This is a genomic window from Rhodopila sp. (genome assembly GCF_965277825.1).
Classification (GTDB): domain Bacteria; phylum Pseudomonadota; class Alphaproteobacteria; order Acetobacterales; family Acetobacteraceae; genus Rhodopila.
Genome location: NZ_OZ255846.1, coordinates 3,234,665 through 3,252,257 on the forward strand (window position 1 = coordinate 3,234,665; position 17,593 = coordinate 3,252,257).

13 protein-coding genes are annotated in these 17,593 nt (G+C 65.7%); 11 read left to right on the forward strand and 2 right to left on the reverse strand.

Annotated elements, in window-relative coordinates:
* Positions 1-159 precede the first annotated feature (159 nt).
* The 4 genes from ACQY4T_RS15975 (at position 160) to ACQY4T_RS15990 (ending at position 7,884) form a co-directional block, all read left to right on the forward strand.
* Positions 160-4,674 (forward strand): glycosyltransferase family 9 protein, encoded by a 4,515-nt coding sequence (locus ACQY4T_RS15975; RefSeq protein WP_428532432.1) that lies wholly within the window; start codon positions 160-162, stop codon positions 4,672-4,674.
* Positions 4,674-5,435 (forward strand): 3'(2'),5'-bisphosphate nucleotidase CysQ, encoded by a 762-nt coding sequence (gene cysQ / locus ACQY4T_RS15980; protein ID WP_428542923.1) that lies wholly within the window; start codon positions 4,674-4,676, stop codon positions 5,433-5,435. The genes ACQY4T_RS15975 and cysQ overlap by 1 nt, the downstream gene beginning before the upstream one ends.
* A 102-nt stretch (positions 5,436-5,537) precedes the next feature.
* Positions 5,538-6,770: an ABC transporter substrate-binding protein gene (locus ACQY4T_RS15985; protein WP_428532435.1), complete on the forward strand. Its 1,233-nt coding sequence runs from the start codon at positions 5,538-5,540 to the stop codon at positions 6,768-6,770.
* 106 nt (positions 6,771-6,876) lie between these two features.
* Positions 6,877-7,884, forward strand: coding sequence for a hypothetical protein (locus tag ACQY4T_RS15990; RefSeq protein ID WP_428532438.1), 1,008 nt, complete (start codon positions 6,877-6,879; stop codon positions 7,882-7,884).
* A gap of 89 nt (positions 7,885-7,973) precedes the next feature.
* On the opposite strand, the gene ACQY4T_RS15995 is transcribed toward ACQY4T_RS15990, so the two are convergent.
* A complete protein-coding gene (locus ACQY4T_RS15995) occupies positions 7,974-8,450 on the reverse strand; it encodes a MaoC family dehydratase (protein WP_428532441.1) in 477 nt (158 codons plus the stop codon).
* A 218-nt stretch (positions 8,451-8,668) separates the two neighbouring features.
* On the opposite strand from ACQY4T_RS15995, the gene ACQY4T_RS16000 reads away from it, so the two are divergent.
* Positions 8,669-9,670 (forward strand): helix-turn-helix transcriptional regulator, encoded by a 1,002-nt coding sequence (locus ACQY4T_RS16000; protein WP_428532444.1) that lies wholly within the window; start codon positions 8,669-8,671, stop codon positions 9,668-9,670.
* A 207-nt stretch (positions 9,671-9,877) separates the two neighbouring features.
* Here ACQY4T_RS16000 and ACQY4T_RS16005 read toward each other — a convergent pair whose 3' ends face one another.
* Positions 9,878-10,750, reverse strand: coding sequence for a glycosyltransferase family 9 protein (locus ACQY4T_RS16005; protein WP_428532447.1), 873 nt, complete (start codon positions 10,748-10,750; stop codon positions 9,878-9,880).
* Between the two features lie 118 nt (positions 10,751-10,868).
* On the opposite strand from ACQY4T_RS16005, the gene ACQY4T_RS16010 reads away from it, so the two are divergent.
* The 6 genes from ACQY4T_RS16010 (at position 10,869) to ACQY4T_RS16035 (ending at position 17,551) form a co-directional block, all read left to right on the forward strand.
* On the forward strand, positions 10,869-11,297 hold the full coding sequence (locus tag ACQY4T_RS16010) for a DUF29 domain-containing protein (RefSeq protein ID WP_428532450.1): 429 nt from the start codon (positions 10,869-10,871) through the stop codon (positions 11,295-11,297).
* Between the two features lie 22 nt (positions 11,298-11,319).
* Positions 11,320-12,513, forward strand: a complete 1,194-nt coding sequence (locus ACQY4T_RS16015; RefSeq protein ID WP_428532453.1) for an acyl-CoA dehydrogenase family protein — start codon at positions 11,320-11,322, stop codon at positions 12,511-12,513.
* Positions 12,514-12,724: 211 nt separating this feature from the next.
* Positions 12,725-14,104 carry an ABC transporter substrate-binding protein gene (locus ACQY4T_RS16020; protein ID WP_428532456.1) on the forward strand — a complete coding sequence of 460 codons (1,380 nt, stop codon included), beginning with the start codon at positions 12,725-12,727 and terminating at the stop codon, positions 14,102-14,104.
* Between the two features lie 16 nt (positions 14,105-14,120).
* Entirely contained in the window at positions 14,121-15,038 is a 918-nt protein-coding gene (locus ACQY4T_RS16025) for a carbohydrate ABC transporter permease (RefSeq protein WP_428532459.1), read from the forward strand.
* On the forward strand, positions 15,035-15,937 hold the full coding sequence (locus ACQY4T_RS16030; protein ID WP_428532462.1) for a carbohydrate ABC transporter permease: 903 nt from the start codon (positions 15,035-15,037) through the stop codon (positions 15,935-15,937). Before ACQY4T_RS16025 ends, ACQY4T_RS16030 begins: the two co-directional genes overlap by 4 nt.
* 183 nt (positions 15,938-16,120) lie before the next feature.
* The gene (locus ACQY4T_RS16035; RefSeq protein ID WP_428532465.1) at positions 16,121-17,551 is read left to right on the forward strand and encodes an NAD(P)/FAD-dependent oxidoreductase; all 1,431 of its coding nucleotides are present in this window, start codon (positions 16,121-16,123) and stop codon (positions 17,549-17,551) included.
* Positions 17,552-17,593 lie beyond the last annotated feature (42 nt).

Here is a 17,593-nt window from a genome sequence, read left to right on the forward strand (position 1 = left end):
CTCCGCCGCCGCTGGTCGCGACCCGACAATGATGCTCTGACGCACAGCGCAAGCCCTCAATGGGACACCCGTCGTATGACGCTTAAACCGCCGGCATCGCAGACCAGGTCCCGTGCCCCTCGCAAGCCAACCGAGCGACGCCCCGGCAAGCAACTCGCGATGGCCATCGAACCTCGTATCGCCATCGAGATAGACCCGCAACTATCCGGCGGCTACATGCGGGGCCGCTTCGACGTTATGATCCGCGGCCGCGCCACCAGCGCGGCGCCGATCCGGCGGATCAGGCTCCAGTTCGGTGACTGGGTCACCAGCGCCGCGTTCTACGACCAAGCCGAACGCCCGACCGTCGCGACCGCGAATCCGGCGCCAGCCTACCATCGGGCATTCCAGTTCAACCTGCCGCGCCCGGGCGACGGACGCGTCGAACAGTGTGCCTTCCAGATCATCGCCAGCGCCGAAGACGACGTCGAATACGCCGAGGATTTCCGGATCGAGATCGACCCGGCGACGGACCATCAGGTCGCGGTCATCGCCGGCCCGACCAGCGTGCTGAAAGGCGGCTCTCGCCCGCATACGGTCATGTATATCGAAAGCGGAACGATAGACCCGGACGGATTCGCCAGGGTCGTTGGATGGGCAGTGTCGCTGGGGCCGATCCTGGCGGTGCAAGTCCACGCCGACGACAGCGAACTTGCCGAGGCCTCGCTGGGCGCCCAGCGCGAGGATGTCGGCTCGGCGTTTCCAGCCTATCCGAATGCCCGCTCGTCCGGCTTCAGCCTGACCACGCTGCTTGACGACACCGCCCGCGCCGCCGGCTACATCCATGCCCGCATCGTTTGTCCCAACGGGTTCGGACACCAGGAAAGCATTCCAGTCGAACGCCTCGCGGCGCCCGATGCCGCCCGCCACGCCGGCCTGGAATTCGCCCAAGCCGCGAACCTGCTGCACCCGCTGGCGTTCTCGTTGTCCGATCGAGCGCCGGCCTACCGGCTCAGCGCAGAATTCCGGATGGCGGAGCCGCGCCCGGGGTTGCTGCTCGCCGACCCCAAGCTATCGACACCCGGCGATCCCCCGGCTGCAAAGGCCTCCGCTCCACAAGCCCCATCGCCCGAGATCCGCATGCACTGCGATGAAGCCACGCTGAGCGGCGATGGGACGTTGTCGGTCGATGGCTGGGCGGTCTGCGGCGTCGGCATCGTCCAGGTGCGGATCCTGCTCGACGAACAGGAGGTGGGGCTAGCCAGCCTCGGGCATGAACGTCTCGATGTCGGCGAAGCCTTCAACGATCTGCCGATGTCGCATCTGTCAGGCTACCGCTTCGAGAAGCAGGTGCGCGATCACTGCGAAGGCGAACATAAGGTCGCCGTCATCGCACGCAACCTGCACGGCAATCAGGCCGAGTATCGCATCGACACCGTCGCCACCCCGGCCGCGATTCCCGAACACGCGCCGCCGCCTCCCGAGGCCGAACAAGCCGCCGAGTTCCGTTTCGAGTTGGACAGCCCGACGGTGGCGAACGGCACCGCGGTCGCCATCGTCACCGGCCGGCTGACCATCGACGGCTGGCTGCTGACCCGCTCCGGCGTCGCCAGCTTCGAGATCTTTCTCGACGATCAGCGCCTCGGCGATGCCCATCACGGCCTGGCCAGGCAAGATGTCGGATCGGCCTTCCCGGAATGGCCCAACGCGCTGCGCGCCGGCTATGCGTTTCACTGCCCGCCACGCAGCCTGCGCGATGGCGGCCACACCGTCGAGTTGCGGATCCGCGCCAATAACGACGTGCGGCTGACCCGGTCGTTTCAGATCACCGTAAAAAAGGCCGAGGATCAGCACGACTCCGCCACCGCGATCCGCCGCCGCGTTCCCAGGGTCGAGGTCGACATGATCGCCGCGTTGCTGGCCGGCCTTCAATACCGCCCGGCGTTCCGCTTCGTCATGCGCCAGGACAGATCGGTTCAGCCCGACCGGCTGCGGACAACTCTCGACGCACTGCGACGACAGCCTTATGCCGACTGGACCGTCCTGCTGCTGGCCGCCGACGACCACGTCGCCGCCGAAACCACCGCGGTCATTGATGCCGCGGCTGCGGCGTTGCGCCACCGCTTCAGCGTGATCACGCCATCCAACGCCGCGTGGTCCGCACCGCTGGCCGATGCGCACGATAGAAACCCGCTGCTGTACTCATTGTTGCTGCCCGGCGACGAGCCGGGCGCGGACGCCTTGGCCGAACTCGCGGTAGCCAGCGGACGCCACCCCGATCGCGACCTGCTATACGCCGACGAGGTCCGCGTCAGTCCGGTCAGCAACGAAAACGAGCCGTTCTTCAAACCGGATTTCTCGCCCGACCTGCTGCTGTCCACCAACTACATCGGCCGCCCCTGGGTCGCCACCGCCGCGCTGCTGGCGAAGACCCAAGCCACGCCGGCCAGCCTGGTCGCCCACGGCGAATACGACCTGCTGCTGCGCTGCGCGGAACTGGCCGACGGCGTCCATCATATCCCCAAACTGCTGTGCCAGCGTGGTGCCGTCGAACTGGACGCCGCCGCCCAGCAACACGCCGCGCTGCAACGCGCGTTGCAGCGCCGCGATATCGAAGGATCGGTGCTGGCAACCGCAATTCCCGGCACCTGGCGCGTCAAGCGGACCGGAGCGGAGCAGGGCAGGGTGTCCATCATCATCCCGACCTGCGCCGCGCATGGCTATATCGAGACCTGCATCAACACGCTGCGCGCCAAGACCACCTATCCGGACTACGAAATCGTCTGCATCGACAACATCCCGGCCGCCGATGTCGCCTGGAAAGTCTGGCTGGCGCAGCACGCCGACAAGGTTGTCGACATCCCCGACGCCTTCAACTGGTCGGTCTTCAACAATCGCGCCGCCGCCGCCGCCAGCGGTGAATACCTGCTGTTCCTGAACGACGATATCGAGATCATCCAGGACGACTGGCTGGACGCGATGATGGAGCATGCCGGCCGCCCCGAAGTCGGCATCACCGGCCCTCAACTGCTGTATCGCGACGGCAAGGTACAGCACGCCGGCATGTTTCTTGCCAATAACGGGATTGGCCGCCACGCGTTCCGCTTTGCCGCCTCGGACGACCCCTGCTACTTCGGCCTCGCGCTCACCCAGCGCAACGTCATGGCGGTCACCGGCGCCTGCATGCTGGTCCGCCGCGACACCTTCGAACGGCTCGGCCGGTTCGACGAGGCGCACCAGATCGTCAACAACGATCTCGACTTCTGCCTGCGCGCCCATCGCGCCGGACTGCTGACCGTGTTCACCCCCTACGCCACGCTGATCCACTACGAACTGGCCAGCCGAGCCAATTTGAAAGACGTGTTCGACCTGACCCATTTCAACGCCGCGTGGAAAAACACGTTCGCCGCCGGCGATCCGTACTTCAATCCGCGCCTGTCACGACATGCCGACGACTATCGCCCCGACGACGAACCGGTAAGCTGGGTGGTCTCCGGCGCGCCGATGTTCCTGGCCGAGGACATCCAGCGCATCCTGGTGGTCAAGCTGGATCATATCGGCGACTTCGTCACCGCCCTGCCGCCGATCCGCCGGCTGAAAAAACTGTTCCCGCACGCAAGCATCACCGTGCTCGCCGGCCCCGCCTCGCGCGCCTTCGTCTCGCTGGAACCGTGCATCGACGAATTCATCCCGTTCGCCTTCTTCCACGCCCGCTCCCAGCTAGGCGAGCGTGAACTTACCCCGGACGACTACGCCGAACTCGCCGCGCAGTTGCAGCCATACCGGTTCGACCTCGCGGTCGATCTGCGCAAGCATTTGTCCACCCGCGACGTGCTGAAACACACTGGAGCCCGCTTCCTCGCCGGGTTCGACTATCTCGGCCAATTCCCCTTCCTCGACATCGCGTTGGATTGGGACGGCGACCGGACGTTGCAGCGCAAGCGCAGCCATGTGGTCGACGACCTGCTGGCGCTGGTCAACGCCATCGGCCACGCCGCCGAAGCCGACCGAGTAATCATCAGCCCCGGCCCCGACGCGATGCCGTTGGACGAACTTCCCGACCCGGTGCGGACTTTGTTCGCCAAGCCGGTGGTCGCGGTGCACCCCGGCGCCGGCAACATCACCAAGCAATGGCCGGAACAGCACTTCTCGGCGCTGATCGACCTGCTGATCGCCAACAACGGCGTCAACATCCTGCTGGTCGGGGGTCCCGACGAGGTCGACGTCGCGCTGTCGCTGCAGGCCAATGTGCAGCATCCGGCCGCGGTGGTCTCGATGGCCGGCAAGACCTCGCTCGCCGACCTGCCGCGCCTGTTGAAAAACTGCGTGCTGTACATCGGCAACGACAGCGGCCCCAAGCACATCGCCGCGGCGGTCGGCATCCCGACCATCGGCATCCACTCGGGCGTGGTCGATCCGGTGGAATGGGGGCCGATCGGCCCGAACGCGGTGGCATTGCGGCGCAATATGACCTGCAGCCCGTGCTATCTCGCCAACGCCGAGGATTGCCCGCGCGCCCTGGCCTGCCTGCACTTCCTCGAACCCAACCTGGTTTACGAAACCGCCGATATGCTGCTCAATCGCGCGTCCCCCGTCGAGGCCACCCCGGTGCTCACCCAACCCGCGCCAACCCGCAGCGTAACCCCGCGCAAGTCCAGAACCCGACGCCGCCAGCGCACCGCTGAACCGGTATGATGGACGATACCGCGCTGCTCGACCTGGCGGCCTCTCTGGCGCAACAGGCAGCGGTCGAAATCCGCGCCATCCGCGACCGCGGATTCAAGGTCCACCACAAGCCCGACCAATCCGTCGTGACCGAGGCCGACCACGCCGCCGAGGCCATCATCCTGGCCGGCCTGCGTCAGGCACTCCCCGGCTGCAGCATCATCGCCGAGGAAGAAGCGGCTTCCGGCAAAGTCACCGCCGCGACAGCAGAGTTCTGGCTGGTCGACCCGCTCGACGGCACCCGCGAGTTCACCGCCGGCGGCGATGATTTCGCCGTCAATATCGGCCTGGTGCGCAACACCAAACCCGTGCTCGGCGTGGTCGGCGTCCCCGCCAAGGGCGAAGTCTTCGGCGGCATCGTCGGGGTCGGCGCATGGCGAGCCAAGGATGGCACGCGCACCCCGATCGCCGCCCGCCCGCCACCGCCCGACGGGCTGACCGTCGTCGCCAGCCGCCATCACGGCGATCAGGCTCGGCTCGACGGTTTCCTCGCCGGCCGCCGCGTCCATGAAATTGTCAATTTCGGCTCCAGCCTGAAATTCTGCCGCCTCGCCGAAGGCCAAGCCGACCTCTACCCGCGCTTCGGCCGCACCATGGAGTGGGACACCTGCGCCCCGCACGCCGTGCTGCTGGCAGCCGGCGGACGGGTGCAGACCCTGGACGGGCACGCTCTGCGCTACGGCAAGCCTGGCTGGGACAACCCCCACTTCGTCTGCTGGGGCGCGCCATAGGCGCGATGTCTGCCGGGGCGGCACGGGCCGCCAACCGGCGCCTTGCCTAATCCAACGATCGGAACCAGGCTGCCCCCGCGTAAAAAAACTGGGAGGCAACAAATGAACCGATCCATGCCGCGCCGCGGCGTGCTTGCCGCCGGCCTCGCCGCTGTCGCCCTGCCACGCACCGCAAGCGCCCAAGGCCGGCCGATCCGCATCGGCGTCCTAACCGATATGGTCGGCGCCTACGCCGCCAACACCGGCCCCGGCTCGGTCGCGGGGGCCAGGCTCGCGATCGAGGATTTCGCCCGGCTGCACCCGGACCTCAAGGTCGAACTGGTATCCGCCGACCTGCAGTTGAAGCCCGACGTCGCGGTCGGGATCGCCGGCGACTGGCTGGACAACCAAGGCGTCGACCTGATCACCGACGTGCCGCTGTCGTCGGCGGCATTCGCCATCAGCGACATGGTCAAGGCAAAGGACAAGGCGGCGATCTTCAACGGCGCCGCCTCGGCCGACATCACCGGCAAGCATTGCGGGCCCAATCACCTGCACTGGGCCTATGACACCTGGTCGATGCCGCACGGCGTGGTCGATGCAACGGTGAAAGAGGGCGGCAACTCGTGGTTCTTCATCACCGCCGACTACGCCTTCGGCCATTCGCTGGAAACCGACGCCGCCAATTTCGTCACCGCCGCCGGCGGCAAGGTGCTGGGCCAGGCACTGGCGCCATTTCCCGGCACCACCGATTTCTCCTCCCATCTGGTGCAGGCGCAAGCCAGCGGCGCCAAGGTCATCGGCTTCGCCAACGGCGGCAGCGACACGGTGAACTGCATCAAGCAATCCGCCGAGTTCGGCATCCAGAAGGGCGGCCAGAAGATCGCCGGCCTGCTGTTCCTGCTCCACGACGTGCGCGGCGTCGGTCTCGCCGCGGCACAGGGCGTGCTGCTGACCGAACCGTTCTACTGGGACACCAACGACGGCACCCGCGCCTTCGCCAAGCGCTTCGCCGAGCTGATGCCGGGCAACATGCCGGGATCGGTGCACGCCGGCCAATACTCGGCGGTGACCCACTACCTGAAGGCCTGCCTCGCGGTCGGCCAGGCCAAGGCCAAGGCGAGTGGCCGCGCCGTGATCGACCAGATGAAAGCGACTCCGACCGAGGATCCGCTTTTCGGCAAAGGCTGGGTGCGCAAGGACGGACGCGCGATCCACGACATGTACTTGTTCGAGGTCAAGTCGCCGCAACAGTCCAAGCAACCATGGGATTACTACACCCTCAAGCGCACCGTCCCCGGCGCCGAGGCGTTCCGCCCGATCGACCAGGGCGGCTGCAAATTGGCCATTGGCTAAGTCGCCCGCCCCCGACCACGGAAAGTTCAGCCGCCGCTGCGTTGCCGCGGCGATCCCATCGGCTATAGTCGCCAAGGAATAACGCAAATGCAGCCGGGGCGGAATTATGCAACAGTATTCGATCGGTCAGGATCTCCTGCCCTATATCTACGACCTGGAAAATGACGCGGCCGGCATCTTTGCCGACTTCAACTATCCATTCTCGCCATTATTGATTTCCGGCCAGGTCGCCGATCCGGGAATCTATAACCTTCCCGCAACGACGCCGGTCACCACGGAAAGCGTCACCTACCAGGCCGCCGGCGTGCCGGTCAGCGACAGCTACACCGGCACCACATTATGGGATCTGCTCACCAGCGCCGGCGGCGTCAGCACCAGCATGGCGAAGAACGACATCCTGACCAAGTATGTCATCGCCACCGGCGCCGACGGCTACCAGGCCACGTTCTCCTTGGGCGAAATCGACCCGATGTTCGGTAACCAGCCGGTCCTCGTCGCCTACGCCGACAGCGCCGGACAACTCGGGCCACACGCCAGCGATGGACTGGCCCGCATGGTGGTCCCCGGCGACCTCGCCGGCGGCCGTTACCTGTCGGACCTGGTCAGCCTGCAAGTCGCCGGCCTGCCCGAACCCGGTCCCGGCGGGGCAGGGGGCACCTCGCCGCAAGCCACGCTGTCAGGCGCGGTGGCCGACCCGACGATCGTTACCCCTGAAACCTTATCCCGGCTGTACAACGCCACCACCGAAACCGCGACCTACCTGGCGGGTCCCTCACCCACCACCGACACCTACACCGGCGTATCGCTGTGGACCCTGGTCCAGGACGCCGGCCTGCTCACCGACCCCGCCATCAAGAACGACCTGCTCGGTTTTGCCGTGGTGGCAACCGGCAGCGACGGATACCGTGCGGTGATCTCGCTGGGCGAAATCGCCCCGAACTTTGGCAACCAGCAGGACCTTGTGGCCTATGCCGACACCAACGGCCAGTTGGGACCGAACGGCAGCGACGGCGCCTTGCGCCTCATCGTCCCCGGCGACCAAGCCGGCGGCCGCTACGTCTCCAACCTGACCAGCCTGCAGGTGATCGACACCACCGCGGCGCATCAGGTCTGAATCGCCCAGACCCCAATTACCACCGCGCCCATCAGGTCCGAATCGCCATACCCCAACTAGCCAACCCTAATGACTTGAACCTGCCCGGCTCACACCTCAGGCGTGCGCACGCGGACGAAGTTCATCGGCTTCATGCTCATCACCACATCGCCGTCCTGGTTGATCACCTCCATCAACCCATGGATCAATCCACGATCCGGCTTGCTGAGTGACCGCCTGGCCTGCTGAACCGTCGCCTGCACCCTCAGCGTGTCGCCAGGCCGCACCGGCCGCGGCCAGCGCAACTCGTCGATGCCCGGCGCCGCCAAGCCATCATGCGGCAAAAAATTATCGACCAGCAGCCGCATCGCCAGCGCCACCGTCTGCCAACCGCTGGCAATCACCCCACCGAACGGACCCTGACCCGCGATCGCCCGATCGACATGCATCGTTTGCGGATCGTATTGGCGAGCGAACCGAATGATCTCGTCCTCGCTTACCGTGAACGAGCCAAGCAGATAGGTGCCCCCCACGGCATAATCCTCAAAACGGCGATCGCTGGGCGGCGTCGGGAAGTCCATCAGCATGGGTCGAGTCGCTCCACTTTCGGTTGCGCAATCCGCGGCCTGCCCAAAATCGTCCAACCGCCAATCTGATCGCAAGCTTCGCGCGCCGAGGAAGTTCCGCCCCGCGCCGCCGTGCAGTACTATGCGGTATAGTGCATGACAATCAAACACCCGGACCTGACCAGGGCAATTGCATTGGCCTCAAACGACGGTGCTGGAACCATGAATGCGGCAAGCATATGCAAAGTCTTAGCACCCAGCTTTCCGCGGAACTCCCATCCGCGTTCATCGGCGTGCATCTGCGGTTGCAAAACACGTCTCTCGGCCACCCCGCATCCGGCGAACAGCCCCGGCAGCAATCCAAATGCGATTACCCTGACGCACCCGACGTCACCCCCGAGCGTCACCCGGCCGGACCGCCGCCGCACGGCAGCGACGTTCCCGCCGCCATATCGCCACGGCGTATGACACCAGCCACTGACAATGCGGCCTTCCTGCACGCCCTCGGCCACCGGGTCCGGCTGTCGCGCACCCGGCGAGGCATGACCCGCCGCATCCTTGCGGCGCAATCGGGCGTGTCCGAACGCTACATCTCCGCCGTCGAGGCCGGCACCGGCAACGGCTCGATCCTGCTGCTGCGCGCCCTGGCCCAGGCGCTGAACGTCCCGCTGGATGCCCTGCTGCAAGACGCCCCCGAACCGCCCATCCCAACAACTCCGCGCCGCCCGGACTATCGCGGCCGCATCGCACTGATCGGCCTGCGCGGCGCCGGCAAATCCACCCTCGGCCGACTGCTCGCCGACCGCCGCGCCGTCGCCTTCCTGGAACTCGACCAGGAAGTGGAAAAAGCAGCCGGCCTCAACCTGGCGGAGATCATGGAACTGCACGGCCAGGCCGGCTTCCGCCGCCTCGAACGCAGCGTGCTGGATCGCCTGATCGAGGCTCACCCACAAGCCGTCATCGCCGCCGGCGGCGGCATCGTCGCCGAGACCGCGACCTTCGTTCGGCTGCTGCAATGCTGCCTGACGATCTGGGTAACCACCACCCCAGAGCAGCACATGCAGCGGGTGATCGACCAGGGCGATCTCAGGCCGATGCGTGACAACCGGCGCTCGATGGCCGATCTGCGCGCGATCCTGGCCAGCCGCGAGGCGCTATACGCCCGCGCCGACCTGCGCATCGACACCACCGAGCGCGACGAGCAGGCAACCATCGCGGCGCTGCTGGCGATGATCGCCTGACCCGCCGGCCCCGACCCGCCGGCCCCAGACCCGCAGGCTCCCGACCCGCCAACCCCGACCCGCCGGCCGCAAGCCCGCCGGCCGCCGACCCGCCGACCCCAGACCCGCAGGCCCCAGACCCGCCGGCCCCAGACCCGCCGGCCCCCGACCCGCCGGCCCCCGACCCGCCGGCCCCTGACCCGTCGGCCCCTGACCCCGGCCGCCGGGTCAGCCCAGCAGCCGTGCCGCCGCCTCGACCACCCGAGGCACCGCAATGTCCTCCATCGACCCGCCCGCCACCGCCACCGCACACCGCCCCACCGGCGCATAGGTCGCGGCATCGGTCGGACCGAACAGTCCGATGGTCGGCGCTCCGGCCGCCGCGGCCAGATGCATCAGCCCCGAATCGTTGCCGATGAACAGCGCCGCCCGCCGCAGCACCGCCGCTGCCACCGAAAGCGAGATGCCGCCGACCAGGTCGATCGCCCCCGGCAGTGCCGCCAGCAGCGGAGCCGCCATCGCCGCTTCCCGCGCTCCCGGTCCACCCAGCACCACCGCCGACGGATCCGCGATCAGCGACCCCGCCACGGCCCCGAACGCCGCCGCGAACCGCTCCGCCGGCCACACCTTCGGGTCCCAGTTGGCGGTCGGCGCAAGCGCAACGATCGGCCTGGCGGCGGGTAACAGACGCAACGCCTCGCGCCGGTCCGCCTCTTCCGTCCAGACCACCGGCGCCGGCGGCGGCGACAGCCCAAGTATGGCGCCAAGCTGGGCGATCTTCGTCCCCGGGACCCGACGGAACACCGCCCGCCGCCGCGTCGGCACCAGCCAAGACAGCGCCGACCCGCGGATATCCACCACCAGGTCCCAGACATGCAGCGCCACCTCGCGCCACAGCGCCAGCCAGTGCCGCCCGCCGTTCTGCTTGCGCAGCACGATGGTGCGCTCCCGGTTCGGCATCCGGCTGAACACCCCCTCGGCCACCGGCCCGCAAACCACGGTGATGCGCGCCTCAGGATGGCTGCGGATCAGGTGATCCAGCAGACCGGTTGACAGCACCGCATCGCCCAACCGGGTCGAGGTCACGAACAATATTTTCATCTGCACCGGCAATTACAGCACGATCGCGCTCAAGGCGGAACGTTCAAGCAGCGTGGCCCAGCGGTTGTTCGCCCACACCGTTCAGGCCTAGTTTCACGCCGGATACAAGAGGTCGACCATGAACGCCTACGATGCCGACATCCTGGTCTGGTCCGAACGCCAAAGCGACCTGCTGCGCCGGCGCGCCGCAGGCGACCCCGTCAACGAGGCCGAACTGGATTGGGCCAACATTGCCGAGGCGATCCATGACGTCGGACGCAGCGAGCTCCATTCCACCCGTTCGCTGCTGCGCCAGGCGTTGCGCCACATGCTGAAGGCCGAAGCCTGGTCGTCCTCGCGCGACGCACCGAACTGGCGCGCCGACGCGATCGAGTTCCGTCGCCAGGCCAGGGACGCTTTCGCCCCCTCCATGCGTGCCCGAATCGATCTCGCCGAACTCTACGCCGACGCGCTCGCCGCCGTGCCCGCCACCATGGACGACCAGCCGCCGCTGCCATTGCCCGATGTCTGCCCGGTCACCCTGGACGACCTGCTTGGCGACGATTGAACCCGAACCAAGGAGAATGGCGATGCCCGATGGAACGTTATCCGAGGAAACCCTCGTAGCACTTGGCGAAGACTATCCCGAACTACGCCATTCAGTACGCAGGATCTGCGCCGGCTACCCCGGCACCTACTGGAGCGGCCTGGAAGACAACGAAGCCTACCCCACCGCCTTCGTCGACGAACTCACCCAAGCCGGTTTCCTCGGCGCGCTGATCCCCGAGGAATACGGCGGCTCCGGCCTGCCGCTGCGCGCCGCCGCGGTCATCCTGGAGGAAATCAACGCGTGCGGCTGCGTCGCCAACCAGGGCCACGCCCAGATGTACATCATGGGCACCCTGCTGCGCCACGGCAGCGAGGCCCAGAAGCGCCGCTATCTGCCCGAAATCGCCGCCGGGCGAACCCGCCTGCAAGCCTTCGGCGTCACCGAACCGACCACCGGATCCGATACCACGCAGTTGAAAACGCGCGCCGTTCGCGATGGCGACTCATACCTGATCTCCGGCCAGAAAGTCTGGACCTCGCGCGCCCTGCACTCCGACATGATGCTGCTGCTGGCCCGCACCACATCCCCCGACCAGGTGAAAAAGCGCAGCGACGGCCTATCCGTTTTCCTGCTCGACATGCGCGAAAAGAACACCGGCAAGGGGCTCGAGGTGCGTCCGATCAAGACCATGATCAACCACAACACCACCGAGGTGTTCTTCGACAATTTCCGCATCCCCGCCGACAGCCTGATCGGCCAGGAGGGCAGGGGCTTCCGCTACATCCTCGACGGCATGAACGCCGAACGCATCCTGGTCGCCAGTGAGGCGGTCGGCGACGGCCGCTGGTTCGTCAACAAAGCCACCCAATACGCCAACGACCGCGTCGTGTTCGGCGCGCCGATCGGCAAGAACCAGGCGGTGCAATTCCCCATCGCCCGAGCCTGGGCCGAACTCGAGGCCGCCGACATGATCTGCCGCCGCGCCGCCGCGCTATTCGATAACGGCCGCGAATGCGGCGCCGACGCTAACATCGCCAAGTTGCTGGCCTCGGAGGCCGCCTGGAAAGCCGCCGACACCGCGATGCAGACCTTCGGCGGCTTCGGCTACGCCCGCGAATACGAAATCGAACGCAAATGGCGTGAGGTCCGCCTCTACCAGATCGCCCCGATCTCCACCAACCTCATCCTCGGCTATGTCGGCCAGCACGTGCTCGGCATGCCGCGATCCTACTGACCCAGCGAGCCTTCTGATCCAGCGATCCCGCTGACTCCTGCGGGCCGGGGGCCAAACCGCCCGATCAATTCGCACGACACGCCACCACCCCGGCCGACGCCGGTTTGACACTCGCTAGCGCTTGTCATTAAGCTCTCGCCAAGGCGTCGTCTGAAGTCGAGCCACGGACCGGTCATCAAAATGTACCGGCCAACAGGGAAGGAGAACGGCCATGGTCAACATGAGCCGGCGTTCCGCCATAGCCGGGTCTGTCGGCATGGCGGCAATGGGAACACTAGCGCGGCCTTATATCGCCAACGCCGCTGCCAAAACCGCGACCGTGTGGCAGGTGCAAGGCTTCTTCCCCGAGGAAGACGCCGCCTTCCGCGCCACCGTCGCCGGCTACGAGAAAGCCAGCGGCAACAAGATCGAATACAGCATCATGCCGTTCATGGCGCTGAATCAGAAAGCCGTCTCCGCGATGACCAGCGGCGACGTGCCCGACCTGATCTTCCACGACGCCCCGGCGACCATCCTGCCGCAGTTCGCCTGGAACGACACCTTGATGGACGTCACCGACGTGGTCGACACCCAGAAGACCAAGCTCAGCTCGACCGCGCTCGGCTGCGCCAGCTACTACAACAAGGTCAAGAAAGCACGCAGCTTCTACTTGTGCCCGGTCAAGCAGGCCTGCGCGCCATTTCATATCTGGGGCGATCTGGTCACCAAGGCCGGCTTCAAGCTGTCCGACGCACCGAAAACCTGGGATGCGTTCTGGGACTTCTTCAAGCCGATGCAGAAAGCCCTGCGCGCCAAGGGCATGCGCCGGATCTATTCGCTCGGCCTGCAAGTCACCACCGTCGGACCCAATGACGGCAACGGCGTGTTCGTCGCGTTCATGATCGCCAACGGCGGCGCCGACATCGTCACCAAGGACGGCAAGCTGCAAAGCAGCGATCCGAAAGTCCGCGACGCCATGCTAAAAACCATCACCTACATGGTAGACGCCTACAACGGCGGCTTCGTCCCGCCCGAGGCACTAAGCTGGAACGATGCCGACGACAACAACGCCTACCACGAAAAGCTGTTCCTGATGGATTTCGACGGCACGCTCTCAACCGAACTGGCGATGTACAAGGACAAGAAAGTCTATCTCGAAGAAATGGCGGTGATGGGCCTGCCCAACGGCAACGACGGCAAGCCGATCCCCGCCGTGGTCGGCGCCGGCGGCGGCTTCATCCCCAAGGGAGCCAAGAACGCCGACACCTCGAAGGACTTCATGAAATACTTCATGCAGCCGGCGGTGATGGACGAAAATCTGAAAGGCGGCCTCGGCCGCTGGGTGCCGGCGATCCCCGAGCTCGTCAAAAGCGACCCGTTCTGGCTCGATCCCAAGGACCCGCACCGGCCGACCTATGTGCAGGAAGCCGTGCTGGGTCCGACAATTCCCAGCTACGCGGCATTCAATCCCGCCTGGGGACAGGTCGAGGCCGAACAGTTGTTGACCCAGACCGTCGCCGACGTCGTCAAGAACGGCATGAAGCCGCAGCAAGCGGTCGACAAGGCGCTCAAGCGGGCCGACGCGATCTTCAGCAAATTCAGCTTCGAATAGAACCAACGGGGCGCCCATGAGCACAACCCAACAGGCGCTTGCGACCGGGCGGCCTTACGCTGCCTCTCGCACCAGACACCGCGCCTGGCACGGTGGACTGTTCGGTACGGAATTCGCCTGGGCGATCGCCTTCGCCATACCCTACGCGCTGGTGTTCCTGGCCTTCGTCGTCTACCCGATCGGCTACGGCCTGTGGCTCGGCAGCAAGCCCTCGCTCTACCCCGAACTGTTCTCCGACCCGAGGTTCCTCACCGCGGTATTGAACACCGCGCTCTACGTCGGCATCGGCGTCAACCTGAAGATGGCGCTCGCCTTCCTGCTGTCCGGCTTCTTCATGCGCAAGCGCTGGTGGGTCAAAACCCTGCTGCTGGTCTACATCCTGCCGTGGGCGATCCCGGCACTGCCGGCCTACATGTCGATCCACTGGCTGCTCAACGGCCAATGGGGCTTCCTCAACAGCGCGTTGTGGATGCTGTTCGGCATCGACGGACCGATCTGGCTGAATTCGCACTGGCTCGGCATGGGCGCCAATATCGCCTCCTACATCTGGAAGAACATGCCGTTCTGGACAGTGATCTTCATCGCCGGCCGGATGGCGATCCCGCAGGAACTCTATGAGGCAGCCGACATGGACGGCGCCACCGGCCTGCGCCGCTTCCGCCATGTCACCGTCCCGCTGCTGGCGCAGCTCTATCTGGTTTCCACCTTGCTCTCGACGATCTGGTCGCTGGGCGACTTCAACGCCGTGTTCTTCGTCTCCGGCGGCGGCCCGGCGATGTCCACCGAGGTGCTGGCCACGTTGGGTATCCGCTACGCCTTCACCATCGGCGATCCGCGCCTCGGTGTGGCCTGCGTGATGTGCGCCCTGCCGCTGCTGATCCCCATCGTCATGCTGCTGATGCACAAGCTGCGCACCCAGGAAGTGCAACTATGAGCACGACCGTCGGCGCGCAGCGCCCACCGCGCCACCTCGAAAACCGCCGGCCGCGCTACCGGCTGCGCCGGGCCGGCGTCGAAACCCTCTGCCTGATACTCGGCTTCGTGCTGCTGATCTGGTCGCTGGTGCCGATCTACAACATGGTGCTGATCGCCCTTAGCGAACACGGAGACGTCTTCAGCGGCAACGTTTGGCCGTCCAATCCGTCGTTGCACAGCTTCGTCATCGTCTGGACCCAGGGCTTCTGGTACCTCGATCACTTCTGGCACCAGTTCGGCAACAGCTTCACCGTCGGCCTGGCGACGATGTTCCTGACCCTGCTGATCGGCTCGCTCACCAGCTTCACCATCGGCCGCCTGCGGCTGCGCCACGGCTGGCTGCTGACCAACGCGGCGCTGCTGACCTACGTCATCCCGGCGTCGTTCCTGGCGATCCCGTTCTACCGCATCATGCAGAACTACGGACTCGGCAACAACAAGTGGTCGGTGATCGCCGCGATGGTCACCTTCGCCACCCCCTATGCCATCTTCATCTTCCAGCAATACGGCAAGTCGATCCCGATGGAGCTCGATGAGTCCGCCCGCATCGACGGCGCCTCGCCACTACAGATCTACATCCGCATCTACCTGCCACTAATGGCCCCCGCCCTGGTAGCCGTCGGCACCTACGCCCTGTTACTGGCATGGAACGAATACCTGTATCAGTTCCTGCTGCTGTCCTCACCCGACGTGATGACCGTCCCGGTGGCCCTGGCGCAATTCCTCAACAGCGACGAATCGCCATGGAACTACATGATGGCCACCGCCATCGTCTACGCCCTGCCACCGATCATCATGTATTACGCCTTCCGCCGCTACATGGCCGCCGGCCTCACCATGGGCGGGGTCAAGGGTTAGACCCGCTTTTAGGCAGGGTCCGTCAATCGATTGCTGGCTGGTGATGGATTTCGAAGCGGCCGCAACTCGCCGCGCACGACGGTAAAGGGCACATGCCTGCCGTATCGCGGCTTAAAGTGGCAGTCGACCCGGAGCACGTCCTACAACGGTAACACTCTCGGCCGGCGCCGAAATCATCAGGTAATGCCGCGCCGCCAGCCTCCCTGCATCAACGCATGCAGGAGGTTGCAAATGATACAGGCGATGGAGCAGGACGAGCGCCGGACGCACGCTGCGTCAATCGGCAGGCGCGCGGTCGTGGTCGGTGCCGGTGTTGCCGGGCTGGCAACCGCCGGGGCTCTCGCTAAATCATTCAGCGAGGTCGTCGTTCTGGAGCGCGACGATCTGCCCGATCGTCCGGCCCAGCGGCGAGGAACTTCGCAAGGTTGGCATGCGCACGGCATCCTGATGGGTGGGCAGATCGCCTTGCTAGAACTATTCCCTGGCATAGATCAGGATTTTCTTCGGGCTGGCGCCGTTCTGCTTCGGGCCAGTCAGGACTTGCGTGAGGAGTGGCCGAACCGTGATCCCATGCCGCAGCGCGACCTCGGCATGATCGCTTACACCATGAGCCGCCCCTTGATTGAATCCACGCTTCGCCGCCGCAACTTGCAGCTTGGCAATGTCGCCTTCTGGCCGAATACGCAGGTAACCGGTCTTGAATTCGAGGGTCAGCGCGTCACCGGGGTTCGTTGCGCAACCGCCGATGATGCGGCCGAACATATTCTTCAGGCCAACCTTGTGGTGGATGCCTCCGGCCGCGGCGAGCTGACCGGAGCGTTGCTGCAGGCAATTGGCTACAAACGGCCGAGCGAATCATCCGTTGGGATTGATATGTATTACAGCACGGCTGTGCTTGACATTCCTGACAATGCGCCGGCCGACTGGAAGATGGTCTTGACGCATCCCGACGCGCCCTACTCGCATCGCCGAGCCGTCATGTTACCGATAGAAGGCAACCGCTGGATGATGAGCGTAGCCGGCCGGGGCACCGAGAAGCCACCGGCGGAATGGGACGCACTACTCGCCTACATCAAGCATTTGCCGACAGCAACGATCTATAACGCGGTCAAGCACAGCCGGCCGGTTGATCGGCTTGCGCGTTTCTTCCTTCCCGAGAGCATCTGGCGGCACTATGAGCAACTGGAGCTTTTTCCGGACGGACTGATCCCCGTCGGTGATGCGATTTGCCGCTTCAATCCGGTTTATGGTCAGGGCATGAGCGTGGCTGCCAAGGCGGCGGTTCTGTTGCGCCGGCTGCTGCGCGACCGCGCCGCGCAGCCGGACCCGCTGAGCGGGCTGGGCAAAGCCTTCTTCGCGCAAGCCACACCATTGATCGAGACGCCATGGACGATGGCGGCGATCCCCGACTTCGTCTATCCGGACACACGCGGGCATCGGCCGCCCGATCTGGAACGATCGCTGCTGGCCGCCGCTGCCTTGTCCCGGATCGCGGTGCGCGACGCGGCAGTGCAGAAATCGGCCGTCGAAGTGTGGCACTTGGTCAAGCCACGCAGTGTCCTGCAGCATCCGGACCTGATGCAGCGGGTGGAGGAGGAGATGGTCAGAGCCTGAGCGGACCGGCGTCGGCGGCTTGACCCAGTCCGCGCCACGGGC

Excerpts from the sequence above, each read along its gene's own strand:
- ACQY4T_RS15975 (WP_428532432.1), top strand. The coding sequence starts at position 160 with ATGGCCATCGAACCTCGTATCGCCATCGAGATAGACCCGCAACTATCC.
- cysQ (WP_428542923.1), top strand. The coding sequence starts at position 4,674 with ATGGACGATACCGCGCTGCTCGACCTGGCGGCCTCTCTGGCGCAACAG.
- ACQY4T_RS15985 (WP_428532435.1), top strand. The coding sequence starts at position 5,538 with ATGAACCGATCCATGCCGCGCCGCGGCGTGCTTGCCGCCGGCCTCGCC.
- ACQY4T_RS15990 (WP_428532438.1), top strand. The coding sequence starts at position 6,877 with ATGCAACAGTATTCGATCGGTCAGGATCTCCTGCCCTATATCTACGAC.
- ACQY4T_RS15995 (WP_428532441.1), bottom strand. The coding sequence starts at position 8,450 with ATGCTGATGGACTTCCCGACGCCGCCCAGCGATCGCCGTTTTGAGGAT.
- ACQY4T_RS16000 (WP_428532444.1), top strand. The coding sequence starts at position 8,669 with ATGCAAAGTCTTAGCACCCAGCTTTCCGCGGAACTCCCATCCGCGTTC.
- ACQY4T_RS16005 (WP_428532447.1), bottom strand. The coding sequence starts at position 10,750 with ATGAAAATATTGTTCGTGACCTCGACCCGGTTGGGCGATGCGGTGCTG.
- ACQY4T_RS16010 (WP_428532450.1), top strand. The coding sequence starts at position 10,869 with ATGAACGCCTACGATGCCGACATCCTGGTCTGGTCCGAACGCCAAAGC.
- ACQY4T_RS16015 (WP_428532453.1), top strand. The coding sequence starts at position 11,320 with ATGCCCGATGGAACGTTATCCGAGGAAACCCTCGTAGCACTTGGCGAA.
- ACQY4T_RS16020 (WP_428532456.1), top strand. The coding sequence starts at position 12,725 with ATGGTCAACATGAGCCGGCGTTCCGCCATAGCCGGGTCTGTCGGCATG.
- ACQY4T_RS16025 (WP_428532459.1), top strand. The coding sequence starts at position 14,121 with ATGAGCACAACCCAACAGGCGCTTGCGACCGGGCGGCCTTACGCTGCC.
- ACQY4T_RS16030 (WP_428532462.1), top strand. The coding sequence starts at position 15,035 with ATGAGCACGACCGTCGGCGCGCAGCGCCCACCGCGCCACCTCGAAAAC.
- ACQY4T_RS16035 (WP_428532465.1), top strand. The coding sequence starts at position 16,121 with ATGCCGCGCCGCCAGCCTCCCTGCATCAACGCATGCAGGAGGTTGCAA.